Origin of the sequence: Stecheria intestinalis (assembly GCF_009696165.1) — a bacterium.
In the GTDB taxonomy this organism is placed as follows: domain Bacteria; phylum Bacillota_I; class Bacilli_A; order Erysipelotrichales; family Erysipelotrichaceae; genus Bulleidia; species Bulleidia intestinalis.
Genome location: NZ_VUMN01000014.1, coordinates 20,266 through 35,983, shown reverse-complemented (window position 1 = coordinate 35,983; position 15,718 = coordinate 20,266). Strand labels below are relative to the sequence as shown.

Annotated in this window: 20 protein-coding genes; all 20 read left to right on the top strand. The window is 50.4% G+C overall.

Annotation, left to right across the window (positions count from 1 at the left end; genetic code table 11):
* The first annotated feature begins 51 nt into the window (after positions 1 to 51).
* Positions 52 to 444, top strand: a complete 393-nt coding sequence (locus FYJ51_RS07095) for a holo-ACP synthase (RefSeq protein WP_154504498.1) — start codon at positions 52 to 54, stop codon at positions 442 to 444.
* A gap of 174 nt (positions 445 to 618) precedes the next feature.
* Positions 619 to 966 (top strand): hypothetical protein, encoded by a 348-nt coding sequence (locus FYJ51_RS07090; RefSeq protein WP_105302449.1) that lies wholly within the window; start codon positions 619 to 621, stop codon positions 964 to 966.
* Positions 967 to 970: 4 nt separating this feature from the next.
* Positions 971 to 1,690, top strand: a complete 720-nt coding sequence (locus FYJ51_RS07085) for a F0F1 ATP synthase subunit A (RefSeq protein WP_235897246.1) — start codon at positions 971 to 973, stop codon at positions 1,688 to 1,690.
* A 20-nt stretch (positions 1,691 to 1,710) separates the two neighbouring features.
* Positions 1,711 to 1,950 (top strand): F0F1 ATP synthase subunit C, encoded by a 240-nt coding sequence (locus FYJ51_RS07080; protein ID WP_105302450.1) that lies wholly within the window; start codon positions 1,711 to 1,713, stop codon positions 1,948 to 1,950.
* A 16-nt stretch (positions 1,951 to 1,966) separates the two neighbouring features.
* A complete protein-coding gene (atpF, locus tag FYJ51_RS07075; protein WP_105302451.1) occupies positions 1,967 to 2,482 on the top strand; it encodes a F0F1 ATP synthase subunit B in 516 nt (171 codons plus the stop codon).
* Complete coding sequence (locus tag FYJ51_RS07070; RefSeq protein ID WP_105302452.1) at positions 2,472 to 3,017, top strand: F0F1 ATP synthase subunit delta; 546 nt, start codon at positions 2,472 to 2,474, stop codon at positions 3,015 to 3,017. Before atpF ends, FYJ51_RS07070 begins: the two co-directional genes overlap by 11 nt.
* Entirely contained in the window at positions 3,014 to 4,540 is a 1,527-nt protein-coding gene (gene atpA / locus FYJ51_RS07065; protein WP_105302453.1) for a F0F1 ATP synthase subunit alpha, read from the top strand. The genes FYJ51_RS07070 and atpA overlap by 4 nt, the downstream gene beginning before the upstream one ends.
* Position 4,541: 1 nt before the next feature.
* Positions 4,542 to 5,396 carry an ATP synthase F1 subunit gamma gene (atpG, locus tag FYJ51_RS07060; protein WP_154504496.1) on the top strand — a complete coding sequence of 285 codons (855 nt, stop codon included), beginning with the start codon at positions 4,542 to 4,544 and terminating at the stop codon, positions 5,394 to 5,396.
* 12 nt (positions 5,397 to 5,408) lie between these two features.
* Positions 5,409 to 6,800: a F0F1 ATP synthase subunit beta gene (gene atpD / locus FYJ51_RS07055; RefSeq protein ID WP_154504494.1), complete on the top strand. Its 1,392-nt coding sequence runs from the start codon at positions 5,409 to 5,411 to the stop codon at positions 6,798 to 6,800.
* The gene (gene atpC, locus FYJ51_RS07050; protein ID WP_154504492.1) at positions 6,797 to 7,198 is read left to right on the top strand and encodes an ATP synthase F1 subunit epsilon; all 402 of its coding nucleotides are present in this window, start codon (positions 6,797 to 6,799) and stop codon (positions 7,196 to 7,198) included. The genes atpD and atpC overlap by 4 nt, the downstream gene beginning before the upstream one ends.
* A 390-nt stretch (positions 7,199 to 7,588) precedes the next feature.
* Positions 7,589 to 7,990, top strand: a complete 402-nt coding sequence (locus FYJ51_RS07045) for an Hsp20/alpha crystallin family protein (protein ID WP_105302457.1) — start codon at positions 7,589 to 7,591, stop codon at positions 7,988 to 7,990.
* A 46-nt stretch (positions 7,991 to 8,036) separates the two neighbouring features.
* Complete coding sequence (locus FYJ51_RS07040) at positions 8,037 to 8,459, top strand: Hsp20/alpha crystallin family protein (RefSeq protein ID WP_235897245.1); 423 nt, start codon at positions 8,037 to 8,039, stop codon at positions 8,457 to 8,459.
* A gap of 195 nt (positions 8,460 to 8,654) precedes the next feature.
* Positions 8,655 to 9,200, top strand: a complete 546-nt coding sequence (locus FYJ51_RS07035) for a hypothetical protein (RefSeq protein WP_154504490.1) — start codon at positions 8,655 to 8,657, stop codon at positions 9,198 to 9,200.
* A gap of 10 nt (positions 9,201 to 9,210) precedes the next feature.
* Positions 9,211 to 10,533 (top strand): tRNA uridine-5-carboxymethylaminomethyl(34) synthesis GTPase MnmE, encoded by a 1,323-nt coding sequence (gene mnmE, locus FYJ51_RS07030; RefSeq protein WP_105302950.1) that lies wholly within the window; start codon positions 9,211 to 9,213, stop codon positions 10,531 to 10,533.
* Positions 10,534 to 10,535: 2 nt separating this feature from the next.
* Entirely contained in the window at positions 10,536 to 11,318 is a 783-nt protein-coding gene (locus tag FYJ51_RS07025) for a TatD family hydrolase (RefSeq protein ID WP_154504488.1), read from the top strand.
* Entirely contained in the window at positions 11,305 to 11,838 is a 534-nt protein-coding gene (gene rnmV / locus FYJ51_RS07020) for a ribonuclease M5 (protein WP_154504486.1), read from the top strand. Before FYJ51_RS07025 ends, rnmV begins: the two co-directional genes overlap by 14 nt.
* A complete protein-coding gene (gene rsmA / locus FYJ51_RS07015) occupies positions 11,831 to 12,676 on the top strand; it encodes a 16S rRNA (adenine(1518)-N(6)/adenine(1519)-N(6))-dimethyltransferase RsmA (protein WP_154504484.1) in 846 nt (281 codons plus the stop codon). The genes rnmV and rsmA overlap by 8 nt, the downstream gene beginning before the upstream one ends.
* Positions 12,673 to 13,527 (top strand): 4-(cytidine 5'-diphospho)-2-C-methyl-D-erythritol kinase, encoded by an 855-nt coding sequence (locus FYJ51_RS07010; protein ID WP_105302462.1) that lies wholly within the window; start codon positions 12,673 to 12,675, stop codon positions 13,525 to 13,527. Before rsmA ends, FYJ51_RS07010 begins: the two co-directional genes overlap by 4 nt.
* A gap of 18 nt (positions 13,528 to 13,545) precedes the next feature.
* Entirely contained in the window at positions 13,546 to 14,487 is a 942-nt protein-coding gene (locus FYJ51_RS07005; protein ID WP_154504482.1) for a bifunctional UDP-N-acetylglucosamine diphosphorylase/glucosamine-1-phosphate N-acetyltransferase GlmU, read from the top strand.
* Between the two features lie 79 nt (positions 14,488 to 14,566).
* Entirely contained in the window at positions 14,567 to 15,535 is a 969-nt protein-coding gene (locus FYJ51_RS07000) for a ribose-phosphate diphosphokinase (protein ID WP_154504481.1), read from the top strand.
* Positions 15,536 to 15,718 lie beyond the last annotated feature (183 nt).

Below are 15,718 nucleotides of genomic sequence, written 5' to 3'. Positions count from 1 at the left end.
CCAGCTCTTTTTTCTGGTCCGGCACAATGAAGTTTCTGATAAGATGAAGCTATGCTGAAAGGAATCGGGACAGACCTGGTATATATTCCGAGAATCCAGAAGATTCTGGATCAGGGAGGAGAAGCAGATCCTTTCTTCCTGCGTACTTTCACAGAACATGAACGCATGGAGGCTTCTTCGCGGGCAAAGAAAGCAGAGTTCTATGCTTCAAGGTTTGCAGTGAAGGAAGCGGTGTTCAAGGTGCTTGCCCCGATTCTGAAGGATCAGTCACCTGATCTGAGAAAGATCGAATCCCTGCATCATGAAGATGGTTCTCCGTATGTAAATACGGATGGGTATCTGAGACCATACCTGGAACAGGCAGGAATCAGAATGATTCTGATCTCAGTATCCGCAGATCATGAATATGCGTCAGCGATTGCGGCGGGTGAAAGCGTACACTGATGCAATCCCGGAAACAAGGTGACATAATGGGAGTTATGTTGATTGATGGATTCCGGATGGCCGGCTAAACTCAGATTATTCACAGATGTGAGCAATCACACTTGTGAAAAAGAATGAAAGTTTGAAATTTCAGATTGTGTAAACGCTTTATGGCGGGTAAAATGAATTCTGGTTATGAATGACCGCAGCTGGAAACTATGCTGGATTCTGACAGGGATCGGGATTCTGACAGGACTCCTGGATCGAGCATATGCGCTCGGATTTCTTCTGGGAGAAGCAGTCTCCATCCTGCTTTATCGGCATAATGAGTCTTTCTGGACAGAAATTCTGCATCAGGGAAAGACCGGAAGATGGACGGGCATGGGAACGTTTGCGATTCACTATGCAATCATGGCTGCGGTGCTGATACTCTGTGCAAAGCTGCCTGGCATCTTCAATATCTTCGCATGTGCTTTGGGATTGCTGATCATCAAGTTCAGCATTCTGCTGGATGCAGCAATAGGCAGAAAGAAGGAGCAGTAGAAAAATGGAACTGACAGTGCAGACAGATGTATATGTCATTATTCTTGAGACCATTCTTCTTGGAATTGCATTTGTTGTGATCGGGAAGAAGATTGATAAGCTGGATCCGATGCAGAAACCGAAAGGGTTTCTGGGAGCAGTGATCCTTGGCTGCAATTCCGTGTTCCATTCGGTCGAACAGAATGTCGGCACGAAGACTTCAAAGAAACTGACTCCGTATATTCTTGTATTGTGGATTTATATCTTCTTCTCCAATATTATTTCCCTCTTCGGACTGGAGTCGCCGACTGCGAATCTGAGTGTCACGCTGCTGCTGGCATTTATCACCTGGGTGCTGATCCAGATCACGGAATTCAGATATGGCGGCGTGAAGGCTTATTTCCATTCGTTCATTGAGCCTCTGCCGGTGATGCTGCCGATGAATATTATCGGCAAGTTCTCGACGATGATTTCGATGTCGCTGCGTCTGTTCGGCAATATCACGTGCGGCGGCATCATGATGCAGCTGATTTATCTGGGTGCGCAGCTGCTCAGCAATAAGATTGCTTCGTGGTTCGGCGCAGCCGGTTCGGTGTTCAACTTCATGGCACCGGTGCTGACCCCGCTGCTGCATGCATATTTTGATCTGTTCTCTGGTTTCATTCAGACACTGGTATTTGTTACGCTTACGATGGTGCTGATCGGCAATGATATGCCGGATGAAGCAAAAACAATCGATAGATAAAACTGAAGGAGGAAAAATCTATGGATGGAAAGACAGTAGGAGATGGACTTGTTGCAATCGGTGCAGGAATCGCCGTTCTGACAGGTTTCATGACCGGCCGAGGCGAAGGTGAGGTTGCAGCGCATGCCTGCGATGCAATCGGAAAGAATCCGGAAGCGGAGTCCAAGATCCGTTCGACGATGATTCTCGGTATTGCTCTTTCTGAGACTTGTGCAATTTACGGACTGCTGGTCGCTATTCTTCTGATCTTCGTCTACTGATCGGAGTGAGTGACCGATGCTAAATGTAGACATTATCGGCAAGCTCGTGCCGAATGTCCTGACGTTGATCGTACAGTTATGCAGCACTCTGGTCCTGTTTCTGCTCGCAAAGAAATTTTTATGGAAGTCGGTATCCGGTTTTCTGGACAAGCGCCAGGAGAAGATGCAGGCAGATCTGACTGCATCTGAGACCGCGCGCAGGGAAGCGCAGAGCGACCGCGAAGCTGCGGCAAAGCAGCTCAGCGATGCTTCCGGGAAAGCGGAGGAGATCGTCAATGCGGCAGTAAAAGAAGCGCAGAGTGAGAAAGATCAGATTCTTGCTCAGGCTGCTAAGGAAGCTGATCAGGAGAAGCAGAAGGCTCATGAGCAGATTGAGCTGGAACGCTCCCGGATGTATGCAGGCATGCGCAGGGAAATGGTAGATGTGGCCATGGCTGCTGCCAGCAAGCTGATCGGTGAGAAGAGCGGTGCGGATCTGGATCGTCAGGCAATTGATGAATTTGTAAAGGAAGCTTCCGGCCATGACGAGTGAACTTGCGAATCGCTATGCCCAGGGGCTGTTCAGCCTGGCAGAGGATGAAGGAACTGTAGAGGAAAAGAAGGAAGCGTGCGAAGCGCTTCTGGAGGTTCTGGATCAGTGTCCGGATTTTCTTATGTTCCTGCAGGCGGTCCGCGTGACGGAAGAAGAGAAGAAGGCGATGATCTGCAAGGTGTTTTCGGGTCGTCTGGATCAGGATATGGTGCATTTCCTGGAGCTTCTCGTAGACCGGGGAAGAACGTATTATCTCCGGGAGATGCTGCAGGCTTATATCGTGCTTGCCAACGAAAAGCTCGGCATTGAAACCGCAGAGGTTTCTTCTGCAAGAAAGCTGAGCAAAGAAGATCTTGAGCGCATCCGAAAAGCTCTGGAGACGAAGACCGGAAAGCAGGTTGTGCTGAAGAATCAGGTGGATCCGAAGCTGATTGCTGGAATTAAAGTCCGGATCGGGAATCAGGTTACGGACGCAACTATGAAGACAAGAATTGAAGGACTCAGAGAGTCGTTGCTGAAAGGAGGACTGGCATGAAGCAGATCAGACCGGAAGAGATCAGCTCCCTGATCAAACAGCAGATCAGGGATTATGATGAAAAGCTTCATTCGGATGATGTAGGCTACGTCATCAGTGTCGGTGACGGAATTGCCATGGTCCAGGGCATTGATCAGGCAATGTCCTCAGAACTTCTGGAGTTCCCGCATGGCGTCATGGGTATGGTCATGAACCTCGAAGAAGATCATATCGGTGCCGTACTGCTTGGCAGTGATGTAGGAATCCGTGAAGGTGATGAAGTGAGACGTACCGGCCGCATTGTTGAGGTGCCGGTCGGAGATGCGATGCTGGGCCGGGTGGTGAATGCCCTCGGACAGCCGATTGATGATAAGGGAGAAATCCATACGGAGAAGACTCGCCCGATTGAGCGGGTTGCTCCGGGAGTCATGACAAGACGTTCGGTTTATCAGCCGCTGATGACTGGCCTTAAGGTCATTGACTCGATGATTCCGATCGGCAAAGGTCAGCGTGAGCTGATCATCGGAGATCGGGAAACCGGCAAGACGGCAATTGCGATTGATACGATCATCAATCAGAAGGGCAAGAATGTCTACTGCATTTATGTTGCCATCGGTCAGAAGGAATCCACGGTTGCACGTCTGGTGCAGAAGCTGAAGGAAAATGATGCGATGAGCTATACGGTGGTCGTGGATGCGAGTGCGTCTGAGACCGCGCCGCTGCAGTATATTGCGCCTTATGCAGGCTGTGCGATCGGCGAAGAGTGGATGGAGCAGGGCAAGGATGTTCTGATTGTCTATGATGATCTGTCCAAGCATGCAGTTGCTTATCGTACGATGTCGCTGCTGCTCCGCAGGCCTCCGGGACGTGAAGCATATCCTGGTGACGTATTCTATCTGCATTCCAGATTGCTGGAGCGGGCTGCCAAGCTGAATGATGAGCTGGGCGGCGGTTCTCTGACGGCTCTGCCGATCATTGAGACGCAGGCGGGTGATATCTCCGCATATATTCCGACGAATGTCATTTCCATTACCGATGGTCAGATCTTCCTGCAGACGGATCTGTTTGCAAGCGGTGTAAGACCGGCAGTAGATTCTGGTCTTTCTGTTTCCCGTGTCGGTTCGAATGCGCAGACGAAGGCGATGAAGAAGGTTTCTTCTTCGCTGAAGCTGGAGCTTGCTCAGTACAATGAAATGCTCAGCTTTGCGCAGTTCGGGTCCGATCTTGATGCAAGCACGAAGAAGATCATCGAGCATGGTGCCAGAATCACGGAGCTCCTGAAGCAGCCGCAGTATCAGCCGATGTCCATGGCGGAGCAGGTGCTTTCCCTGTTTGCAGCGAAGAATGGGTATCTTGATCAGGTAAAGACCGAAGAGGTTTCTTCGTTCGAGCGCAAGATGCATGCGTATTTCAAGGCAAATCATCCGGAAATCATCGATGAGATCGAGAAGACTGGTCAGCTCAGTGATGAATTGAGTGCAAAGATCTCAGAGGGAATGAAGGAAATCACGGAACAGTTCAATCTTGCCAGAGGAGTGAACTGATATGGCTACCTCGAAGCAGGCGCTGCGTTCCCGCATCAAATCTGTCAACAGCACGCGCAAGATCACGAAGGCAATGGAGATGATTGCCAATGCCAAACTGTTCAAGCAGCGCAATGCGATGGAAGCGAATCGGGAATATTCAGAGAGGCTTCAGGAAACCGTGAATGAGATTGTCGCAAGGAACCCGGATGTGGATGAAGTATTCATCACCCGGCGTTCAGAGAATCCGAAGAAGTTCACGATCGTATTCTGTTCTGATCTGGGGCTTTGCGGGGGCTATAACTCTGCAGTGCTGAAGATGGCAAGAGAGACGCTGAAGCCGGAGGATCCGATGATTCTGATCGGAACATCGCTTTATCGGCAGTTTCAGGAACAGGGGTTCCATTTGCTGAATGAGGAACCAATCAGTTCTGATCGCCTGGATTTTGCAAAGCTCAAGGAACAGGTGAAGATCGGCGTGCAGATGTATCTGAACGAAGAAGTCGGCACGGTTCAGGTGCTGTATACGAAGTTCATCAATACGATGAAGTTCGAGCCTGCTGAAGATGTGCTGCTTCCGTGCGAAGCGAAGCTTGATGACAAAGAGCCGGCTGGCGAGCATCAGGAGACATTGTTTGAACCGGATCCGATCACGATCCTGGATCAGCTGATTCCGATGATGATCGAAGATGCTGCATATTCGGACTGGATGGAATCCACGACGTCAGAACAGGGCAGCCGCCGGGTAGCGATGAAGAATGCGACAGACAATGCAGATGATCTCAGCGAATCGCTGATGCTGGAATACAACAAGGCAAGACAGGCTGCGATCACGCAGGAAATCACGGAGATTGTCAGTGGTTCCAATGCAGTGTAAGGAGGGAATCGAATGAGTGAAACAGGAAAAATCGTGCAGGTCATCGGACCTGTCGTAGATATCCGCTTCCGGCCGGAGAACTTGCCTTCCATCCGGAATGCAATCAAGATCGAGGCTGGAGACCACGAGATGACCGCCGAGGTTGCACAGCATATCGGAGATGACATCATCCGCTGCATCGCGATGTCTTCGACCGATGGACTCGTCCGCGGCATGACCTGCATCGATACCGGTGCTCCGATTGAAGTTCCGGTCGGCGATGAGGTGCTGGGTCGGATGTTCAATGTGCTCGGCGAACCGATTGACGGACTGGGACCGGTGAATGCGAAGAAGTATATGCCGATTCACCGCGAGGCTCCTGCCTTCGCAGATCAGACCACAGGGTCTGAGATTCTTGAGACCGGCATCAAAGTCATCGACCTGCTCTGCCCGTATTCCAAGGGCGGCAAGATCGGTCTGTTCGGCGGTGCCGGTGTCGGCAAGACTGTCCTGATGCAGGAACTGATTCATAATATTGCCATCGAGCATGGCGGCCGTTCCGTCGTTGCGGGTGTCGGAGAACGTACCCGTGAAGGCAACGACATGTATTATGAAATGAAGAATTCCGGTGTCCTGAAGAATACCGTTCTGACCTATGGCCAGATGAATGAGTCTCCTGGTGCCAGAATGCGGGTCGCGCTTTCGGCACTGACGATGGCAGAATATTTCCGTGATGAAGAACATCAGGATGTGCTGCTGTTCATTGATAACATCTTCCGTTTCACCCAGGCTGGTTCGGAAGTATCCGCACTGCTCGGACGTATGCCGAGTGCAGTCGGCTACCAGCCGACCCTGGCAACGGAAATGGGCCAGCTTCAGGAGCGCATCACGTCGACCAGACAGGGATCCATCACTTCCGTGCAGGCAATTTACGTGCCTGCTGACGACCTGACTGACCCTGCACCGGCGACAACCTTCTCTCATCTCGATGCTCGTCTGGTCCTGGATCGTTCGATTGCCGCATTAGGCATCTATCCGGCAGTTGATCCGCTTGGTTCTTCGTCCCGTATGCTGGATCCGCTTGTCATCGGTGAGGAACATTATCAGGTTGCCCGCCAGGTACAGCAGATTCTGCAGCGCTATAAGGAACTCCAGGATATCATCGCAATTCTCGGTATGGAAGAACTCGGCGAAGATGACCGCAAGGTTGTCAACCGGGCTCGCCGGATCCGCAACTTCCTGTCGCAGCCATTCTCCGTGGCAGAACAGTTCTCCGGTATCCCGGGTGTCTATGTGCCGGTCAAGGATACGGTACGTTCCTTCCGAGAGATTCTGGATGGCAAGTATGACGATCTTCCGGAGCAGGCATTCCTGTCAGTTGGAACGATCGAAGACGTTGTCAAGAAAGCAGAGACTCTGAAATGAGTACGATCCGCTGCCGCATCATGACTCCGAAGGGAGTCTATAAGGAAATGGACGCTTCGATCGTCAACATTGAGACGGAAGCGGGCCAGCAGGGTATCCTGCCGGAACATATGCCGTTAGTCACAATGCTGAAAATCGGCAGAATGACCACGGATGAAAATGGGAAACGCCAGGAATATGCCATTGCGGVCGGTCTGTTCTATTTTCGCGGCAACAAGGCGGAAATACTGACCGACGCAATTGAAGAAAAGAGCGAAATCGATGTAGACCGTGCCAAGGCCGCTAAAGAGAGAGCAGAAAAACGCCTCGCTTCCGCTGATCCGAATATTGATCAGAAGCGAGCGCAGGTTGCTCTCATGAGAGCGATCAACCGGATCTCTGTCGCGGAAAGAAAATGAGTCCGGAAAAGAAAGAACCATTTCTGACTGCCGCTGCTGCAGTGATTCTGATGACCGCAGCGGGGTGTCTTGCCGGAAAGCTGCAGAAGAATTCCGGGAAGAAAGATCAGAAATAATCAGAAATGACCGATGCGGGTAAAAAGCATCGGTTTTTCGTTTCCGGAAGCTCCGGAAATTAGCAGATAGAAATGATATCTGCTATTGCTGGTGATAGAAAAAAATATTCATGTGGTCCTTGTCACTTTTGCTTAGAATGAACAATAATGCTTTAATGAAGCCGTTATTTCATCATAAAGAAAATTTTTAAAAAATTAGCACTCAGCTATTGACACTGCTAATCAAATGACTATAACAATAGGTGTAAGGTGAAAGACCTCGGGAGGTAATGATATGAGATATTTACCAAGAAAAAATGTATTCGATGATTTCTTCGATGACAGCTTCTATGGAAATGGAAATCTGATGAAGACAGATATCCGTGAGAAGGATGGCATTTATTCCCTGGATGTCGAACTGCCGGGGTACAAGAAAGAGGATATCAAGATCTCTCTGTACAATGGTAATCTGACCATCAATGCAGAGCATAACGAGACCAAGGAAGAGAAGGATGCCAAGGGCAATATTCTCCGTCAGGAGCGTTATGCAGGCAGTCAGAGCAGAACTTTCTATGTTGGCGATGGTGTGAGGGAATCCGATATCCACGCTAGCTACAATAACGGTGTGCTGACCGTTACAGTGCCTTCTGCTGAGAAGAAGGAAGAGGAAGAAAAGAAGTATATCAGCATTCAGTAATCAGTGCATTTCATTGATTGATGCAGATTGAAAAAGGAGATGACTCATGATGATGTTTATGCCTGATGTCAGAAATGATTTTGATCTGTTCGATGATGTATTCCGTTCTCCGGTGTTTGATCTGGAGCCGGCAATGAAGACTGATATTTCCGAGAAAGACGGAAAGTACCTGATGAAGACGGATCTTCCTGGATTCAGCAAGGAAGATATCAAGGTTTCTCTGAAGAATGGTACCTTGACCATTCATGCACAGCATGATTCGAACAAGGATACCAAGGATAAGAAGGGCAGGCTGATCCGTCAGGAGCGCTACAGCGGTGCTTATACCAGAAGCTTCTATGTAGGTGGCCAGGTAAAGGATACCGATGTGCATGCGTCCTATAAAGACGGTACGCTGAGCCTTGAGTTCCCGGCTTATGATGAAACGAGAAAGCTAGAGAACAAGGCTGAACCGATCGCAATTGAGTAAGCAATGTCTGCTGCAGAGTGCAGCAGTGAAAGTCCATACGTCCTGAAAGGACCGACTTCTTCCGGAAGATTTCCGGTACCTGCGAAAAACAGGGATATAGATAGAGACAGCATCGTCTGAGATGATCAGACGCATCGTGCAAGCCAGGCAGAAAGTGTCTGGCTTTTTTTATATAATGTGTGTACCGGAGGGTTTATGACCAGACGATATATTCAGTCTTTTATCTCAATGAAATATGCCAGAGTCCTGCCGATGCTGTCGTTTGTGATCTTTGCCTGTGCCTTCATCTATTTCAGAAAGGGAACACAGAACGCGAAGACTGCAGCACTGATTGCGGCATGCATTCTGATTGTCGTGATGTTTTTCTATTACAAGGCGAAGTTCACCGTGAACCGGGAATGGAAGAAGATTCCGGATGCGAAGGAGTTTGATGATTCGATCATGCTCGGCTATGCGTTCCTCCTGGAGCAGCGGATGCTGGTATTCGACCGGAATCATCTTCATCTGTATGTCTATGAGAATCTGAAGAAGGCATCGCTGCAGGAAGAGAATCATGGGAAGCTGATGATGCATGTCACAGACGGGAATGATGATTCTGCGTTTGAACTTTCCACGAAAGAGCAAGCCGGAAGAGTTGCTGCATTTCTGAAGGCCCATCATCCGGATCTGGAACTGGAAGGAGTGAATGCTGCGGGAGAAGGGACTCTCCGCAGCATTGATCCTTACCGGAATGAGAAGTGAAGGCATGCCTATGAATGAGACCATTGCAGCAATTTCCACTGCTCCGGGTACCGGAGCAGTATCCATGATCCGGATCAGCGGACCTGATGCATTTGCGATCGCTTCTTCGTTAAGCGGGCAGGACTTCAGCAATATTCCGGGATATACGATCCGTCATGGCGATGTCAGAGAAAACGGAAAGATCGTGGATGAAGTGCTGTACAGCTTCTATCGGGCGCCGAAGTCTTATACGGGTGAGAATGTCGTCGAGATCAGCTGCCATGGCGGAGTGTATATCACCCGCAAGGTTCTCTCCTTAGTTTTCGGGGCAGGTGCGAAACCTGCACGCAGGGGAGAGTTCACGGAACGGGCTTATCTGAATGGCAAGATGGATCTGAGTGAAGCAGAGGGCATCAATGATCTGATCAATGCCAGGGATTCTGTGAATGCGGTATCGGCTGTGCATTCGATGAAGGGAAGCGTGAAGCGGATTCTTGATCCGCTGGTGGAATCGCTGACACAGATTCTGGCACAGATTGAAGTGAATATTGATTATCCGGAATATGAGGATGTGGAACAGCTGAGAGATGAAGAGATTCTTCCGAAAGCAGAGAAGTGGCTGGAACAGATCAATCAGCTGATTGATACGGCAGAGAAAGCGGTGATGATCCGTTCAGGGATTGATACGGTGATTCTCGGAAGACCGAATGTCGGCAAGTCTTCGCTGCTCAATGCCCTGCTGGAAGAAGATAAGGCAATCGTTACTGAAGTTGCCGGAACGACGAGGGATCTGGTGGAAGGATCGGTCAGAGTAGGCAATGTGACGCTGAATCTGATTGATACAGCGGGCATTCATGAAAGCAGCGACCGGATTGAGCAGATGGGAATCGAGCGTTCGCTGAAGGCACTGAAAGAAGCAGATCTCGTGATCCTGGTTCTCGACAGCAGCCAGGGCATCACGGAGGAAGATCGGAAGCTGATGGAGCTCGTGAAGGATCAGGAATATATTCAGGTATATAACAAAGCAGATCTGAATCAGATTCCAGGAACAGTTTCCATCTCGGCAAAGAATCATGAGATTCAGCCGCTGATCGAAGAGATCGAAAAGCGGTTTGCGGAAGGAATTGCGGCTGCCGGAAGCGATACGCTGAACAATGAGCGTCAGATCGGTCTGGCCATTCAGGCAGAAGAAGCCATGAGTGCTGCGATCAGCGAACTGAAGGAAGGAGCAGAGCCAGATCTTGTCACGATTGATCTTCAGAAGGCCTGGGAGTCGCTGAAGGAAATCACAGGAGAAGCAGGCAGAGAGAATTTTCTGGATGAGATCTTCAGCCGGTTCTGCCTCGGAAAATAGCTATGAGATATGTTGACAGTCATGCTCATATCATGAGCGAGGAATTTCAGGAAGACTTTGATGCCGTGATTTCTCGCATTGAGGAAAAGCATATCGACCGGGTGATGATCATCACGCTGAAGCCGGAGGAGACGGAGAAAGCAATTGCCTTTGCGAAGAAGGATCCCGTCCGCTATCAGGTGGCTGCAGGCATCTTCATGGATGATGTGCTGAATGTGAATGAAGAAGTATGGAACCGGTTTGTTTCCATTGCAGAACAGCCGGAAGTCATTGCGATCGGAGAGATCGGTCTGGATTATCACTGGGAGAAGGATCCCGGAATTCATGAATTGCAGAAGGAATTGTTCATCCGGCAGATTGATTTAGCCAACCATCTGAAGAAACCGATTCTGGTGCACAGCCGGGATGCTATGCAGGATACGTATGATCTCATGAAGGCACATCGTTCCAGAGGGCTTCTGCATTGTTTCTCGGGAACGAAGGAAATGGCGATTGAGTTCACGAAGCTCGGCTATTATATTGCGCTGGGCGGAGCGCTGACGTTCCATAACAGCAGACATGCCAAGGAAGTATGCAGGGCGGTGGATGCAAAGTATCTGCTGACGGAGACGGATTGTCCGTATATGGCACCGGAGCCGGTCAGAGGGACACGAAATGAGCCATCGAATATTCCTTATATTCTTGCATGCATGGCGGAGCAGCGGGACGTGGATAAAGAAACGATGAGCCAACAGGTCTTTGCAAATTATGAACGCTTCCTGGGAGGTCCGGATGAAGAGGATTGAACAGGTGATTGTGGTGGAAGGCAGACATGATACGGAGAATCTGAAGAAGTACTATGACTGCGAGACCATCGAGACGCATGGAACCTGCCTGTCGGAATTCACGATCCGTCTGATTCAGAGAGCTCAGAAGGCAAGGGGAGTGATCGTGTTCACGGATCCTGACAGTCCTGGCAACCGGATCCGGCATGCGGTCAATGAGGCAGTGCCGGGCTGTCTGAATGCATATATCGACAAGGAACTGGCTAAGACCGCGCATAAGGTAGGAGTGGAACATGCCGGCCAGCAAGCGCTGGAAGATGCACTCTCTCATCTCGTGAAGGAACGCCCTGATCAGGAAGAGGAGCTCACGATGCAGGATCTGTATGAGCTCGGCCTCTCTGGAAGAGAGAACAGCAGCCAGCTGAGAGAGCAGGTCGGAAGAGCGCTTCATCTGGGCAATGGCAATGCCAGGACGATGTGCTCGCGGCTGAATAGTCTTGGCATCACGAAAGAAAAGCTTCAGGAGGTTCTGAATGGCTGATCGTTATATATCTGCTCCATCCAGGACGAAGGAGATCCTGGAGAACTATCACCTGCGTGCAAAGAAAGGATTCGGCCAGAATTTTCTGGTGGATCCGGTGATCGTGGAACGCTGTGCCATGGTGAGCCATTGCGAAGGGGCAGTGATTGAGATCGGTCCCGGCATTGGTTCATTGACGGAGCAGCTGGCCAGATACAGCAGGCACGTGACGGCGTATGAAGTGGATCCGGATCTGATTCCGGTTCTGGAAGATACGCTGTCTGCGTATGACAATGTCGAGATCATTCTTCAGGATTTTATGACGGCGGATCTGGATGCCAAGGTGGCAGAACTGAAGAAGGAGTATGGCAGCGTGTCCATCTGTGCCAATCTTCCGTACTACATCACGACGCCGGTGCTGTTCAGGATCTTTGCGAACGGACAGATCCCGTATATTACCGTCATGGTGCAGAAAGAGGTCGGAGAACGGTTTGCGGCGAAGCCGAATTCTCCGGAGTATTCGGCGCTGAGTGCAGAGGGGCAGTATCTGTATGAGATCCGCAAGCTGTTCACGGTGCCGGGCAGATCGTTCAATCCTTCTCCGGCGGTGGATTCGGTGATTATCCAGTTTTCCAGAAAAGAGATCCGCGATACGCAGGAAGAACTGAATGCGTATTTCGATCTTCTGAGAGGCTGCTTCAGACAGAGAAGAAAGACCATCAGCAACAATCTGAAGGAATACCTGCAGGATGCCGGAAAGAGTGCAGAGGCATTGAAGAAAGCGGGCATTGATCCTTCAAGAAGAGCACAGTCATTAAGCGGGGAAGAGCTGCGGAGAATTTACGAGGTGCTGAAATGAAAGAACGTTGTTATGCAAAGATCAATCTCTGTCTGGATGTCGTGCGCAGAAGAGAAGATGGATATCATGATCTGAAGATGGTCATGGTACCGATTGACTTCTATGATGTGCTGGAGATGGTTCCGGCCAAGGAGACCACGATTTCCCTGAACCGGTATTATCTGCCGGTGAATGACAAGAATACCGTGATCAAGGCAATCCATGTGATGCAGGAACATTTCGGGATCACGCAGCAGTATGCATGCGTGCTTCAGAAGCACATTCCGACCCAGGCCGGGCTTGCCGGGGGCAGTGCGGATGCGGCTGCGGCAATCCGCATGATTGCACGCATGGAACATCTCTCGACGACCCGTGAAGAACTGATTGAATGTGCAAGAGAAGTCGGAGCGGATGTCCCGTTCTGCCTGATCTCGAAGCCGGCTCTGGTCGAAGGCATCGGCGAGAAGATCGAGCCGTTCCCATGCCATCCGGATTTCGGCGTTCTGCTTGTGAAGCCGAAGCGGGGCGTCAGCACGAAGACTGCATTTGAGAAGCTGGATTTCAATACGATCGTGCACCCGGATGTAGAAGCGATGAAGAAAGCGCTGGAAGAGAATGATTATGATGGCGTGATTGCTTCGCTCGGCAACAGCCTGGAAGAAGTATCTCTGAATCTTGTGAAAGAGATCCGGGAAGTGAAGGAAGCTATGGTGGATCTCGGGTTTGATGGTGTGCTGATGTCCGGAAGCGGTTCGACGGTATTCGGCATCACAAAGAGTCCGCGGCTATTGAGAGATGCTTCCGAAACCCTCAGGGCGGATAACTGGTTTGTGCGCACAACCCGGATTCTTTCATCAGGGGCAGGCGTATAATAGGTCAGGGGAATTCATATGAAGAATGCAATTATTCTGGCAGCAGGAAAAGGAACGAGGATGAAGTCCGATCTTCCGAAGGTGCTGCATCAGGTACTGAAGGTTCCGATGGTTCAGCTGATTCTGAACAGTCTGAAAGAAGCAGGGGCAGAGCGGATCATCACGGTGACCGGCTACCGGCATGAGCTGGTTGAGCAGGCACTGGCAGGGCAATGTGAGTTTGCACTGCAGGATCCGCAGCTTGGAACAGGACACGCAGTCATGCAGGCCCGCCAGCTGGAACATGAAACAGGAACGGTGCTAGTCGTCAATGGCGATGCGGCAGTCATTCAGCCGGAGACGCTGAAGCGTCTTTATGAAGCAGTAGAACACGCGGACATGGCCGTGCTGACGGTTTCTCTGGAGAATCCTTCTGCTTATGGAAGAGTGATCCGGAAAGCGGATGGAACGGTTGAGAAGATCGTGGAATTCAAGGACTGCACGGAAGCAGAGAAACAGGTTCATGAGATCAATACCGGGATCTATGCATTCCGGACTGAGAAGCTTGAGGCTGGTCTGAAAGAGATCCGCAATGACAATGCCCAGCATGAGTATTACATTACGGACCTGGTTGAGATCTTCCGCAATCATGGCTGGAAGGTGAATGCTGTCGCAGCAGAGAATCCGGAAGAAGTGCAGGGTGTCAATGACTGCGCCGAGCTGGCTGCTGCTTCGAAATGGCTCAGAAAGCAGATCAATGCGAAGTGGATGAAGGCTGGGGTTCAGATGATGGATCCGGACACCGCATACATCGGACCGGAGGTCACCTTTGGTCATGATGTGATTCTTCATCCGTGCGTGGAACTCTATGGAAAAACCACCGTCGGAAACAATGTCGAAATCGGGATGGGTACCTCGCTGACAGATGCTGAAATCCCGGATTTCACGAAGCTCGGGACGGTAGACAAGAAGGCTTTTTAAGGGTAAACTACAAGACGCAAACGAAAGGCTGTCATCTTCTGTTCGGGGCCTTTCCGATAGAGTAAAAAGGGAGACTAACATGGTTAAGGAAACGGTCATCTTCGCTCTTACATCCAGCACTGATCTGGCAGCTGCAATTGCTAAAGATCTGGGCCTGCCGCTTGGCAAAATCAAGGTCGAACATTTCGCAGATGGGGAGATCATGGTTACACCGCAGGAGACTGTGCGCGGACGCTCAGTATTCATCATTCAGAGTACCTGCCCGCCGGTGACCGAACACCTGATGGAAGTTCTTGTCTGCATTGATGCGCTGAAGCGTGCCAGTGCCGGAGAAATCAATGTCATCATGCCGTATTACGGCTATGCGCGCCAGGACCGCAAGGCTGATGCTCATCAGCCGATCACGTCCAAGCTGGTCGCAGATCTGCTGCAGACTGCTGGCGCAGACCGGATTGTAACGGTGGATCTGCATGCAGCACAGATCCAGGGATTCTTCAACATCCCGATTGATGATCTGACCGCAATGCCGCTGCTCGGAAGATATTTCCGCAACAAGAATNTTGACCCGGATAAAGTAGTCGTCGTATCTCCGGACCATGGCGGAGTAGTCAGAGCACGCAGAATGGCAAACATCCTGCATGCGCCGATTGCGATTGTCGACAAGCGCAGACCGCGTCCGAATGAAGTGGAAGCTCAGAGCATCATAGGCGATGTGAATGGCAAGGACTGCGTGATCGTGGATGATATCTGCGATACGGCTGGTTCTCTCTGTGCGGCATGCGACATGCTGAAGAGGAATGGAGCCGAGCACATCTATGTGGGCATCACTCATGGTGTCTTCTCCAGAGATGCAATCGAGAAGATAGAGCGTTCTCCGATTGACGAGCTCGCGATTTCTGATACGATTCCGCTGAGCCCTGAGAAGAAGGCTAAGACCACGAAGATTGTTCAGCTTTCCATGGCTGATGTGCTTGCTGAGACGATTGATGCGATTCAGAATCATACTTCTGTATCCCGCGTCTACGACATGTACGAAGATCAGAACTGAAACCGATTGAAGTGCGATTCCGGAATCCGGGAATGCACTTTTTTTCTGCGTGAAAAGCCTGTGAGCTGGATTCAGCAATTACTGATCGCTGGTTCCGGATCATAGAAGCTGGAATCGTGTTTCAGAAAATGTTCATGTTTTTCTTGGAAAGACTTGGTTCTCAGCATAGATCCCTGCTGAAAA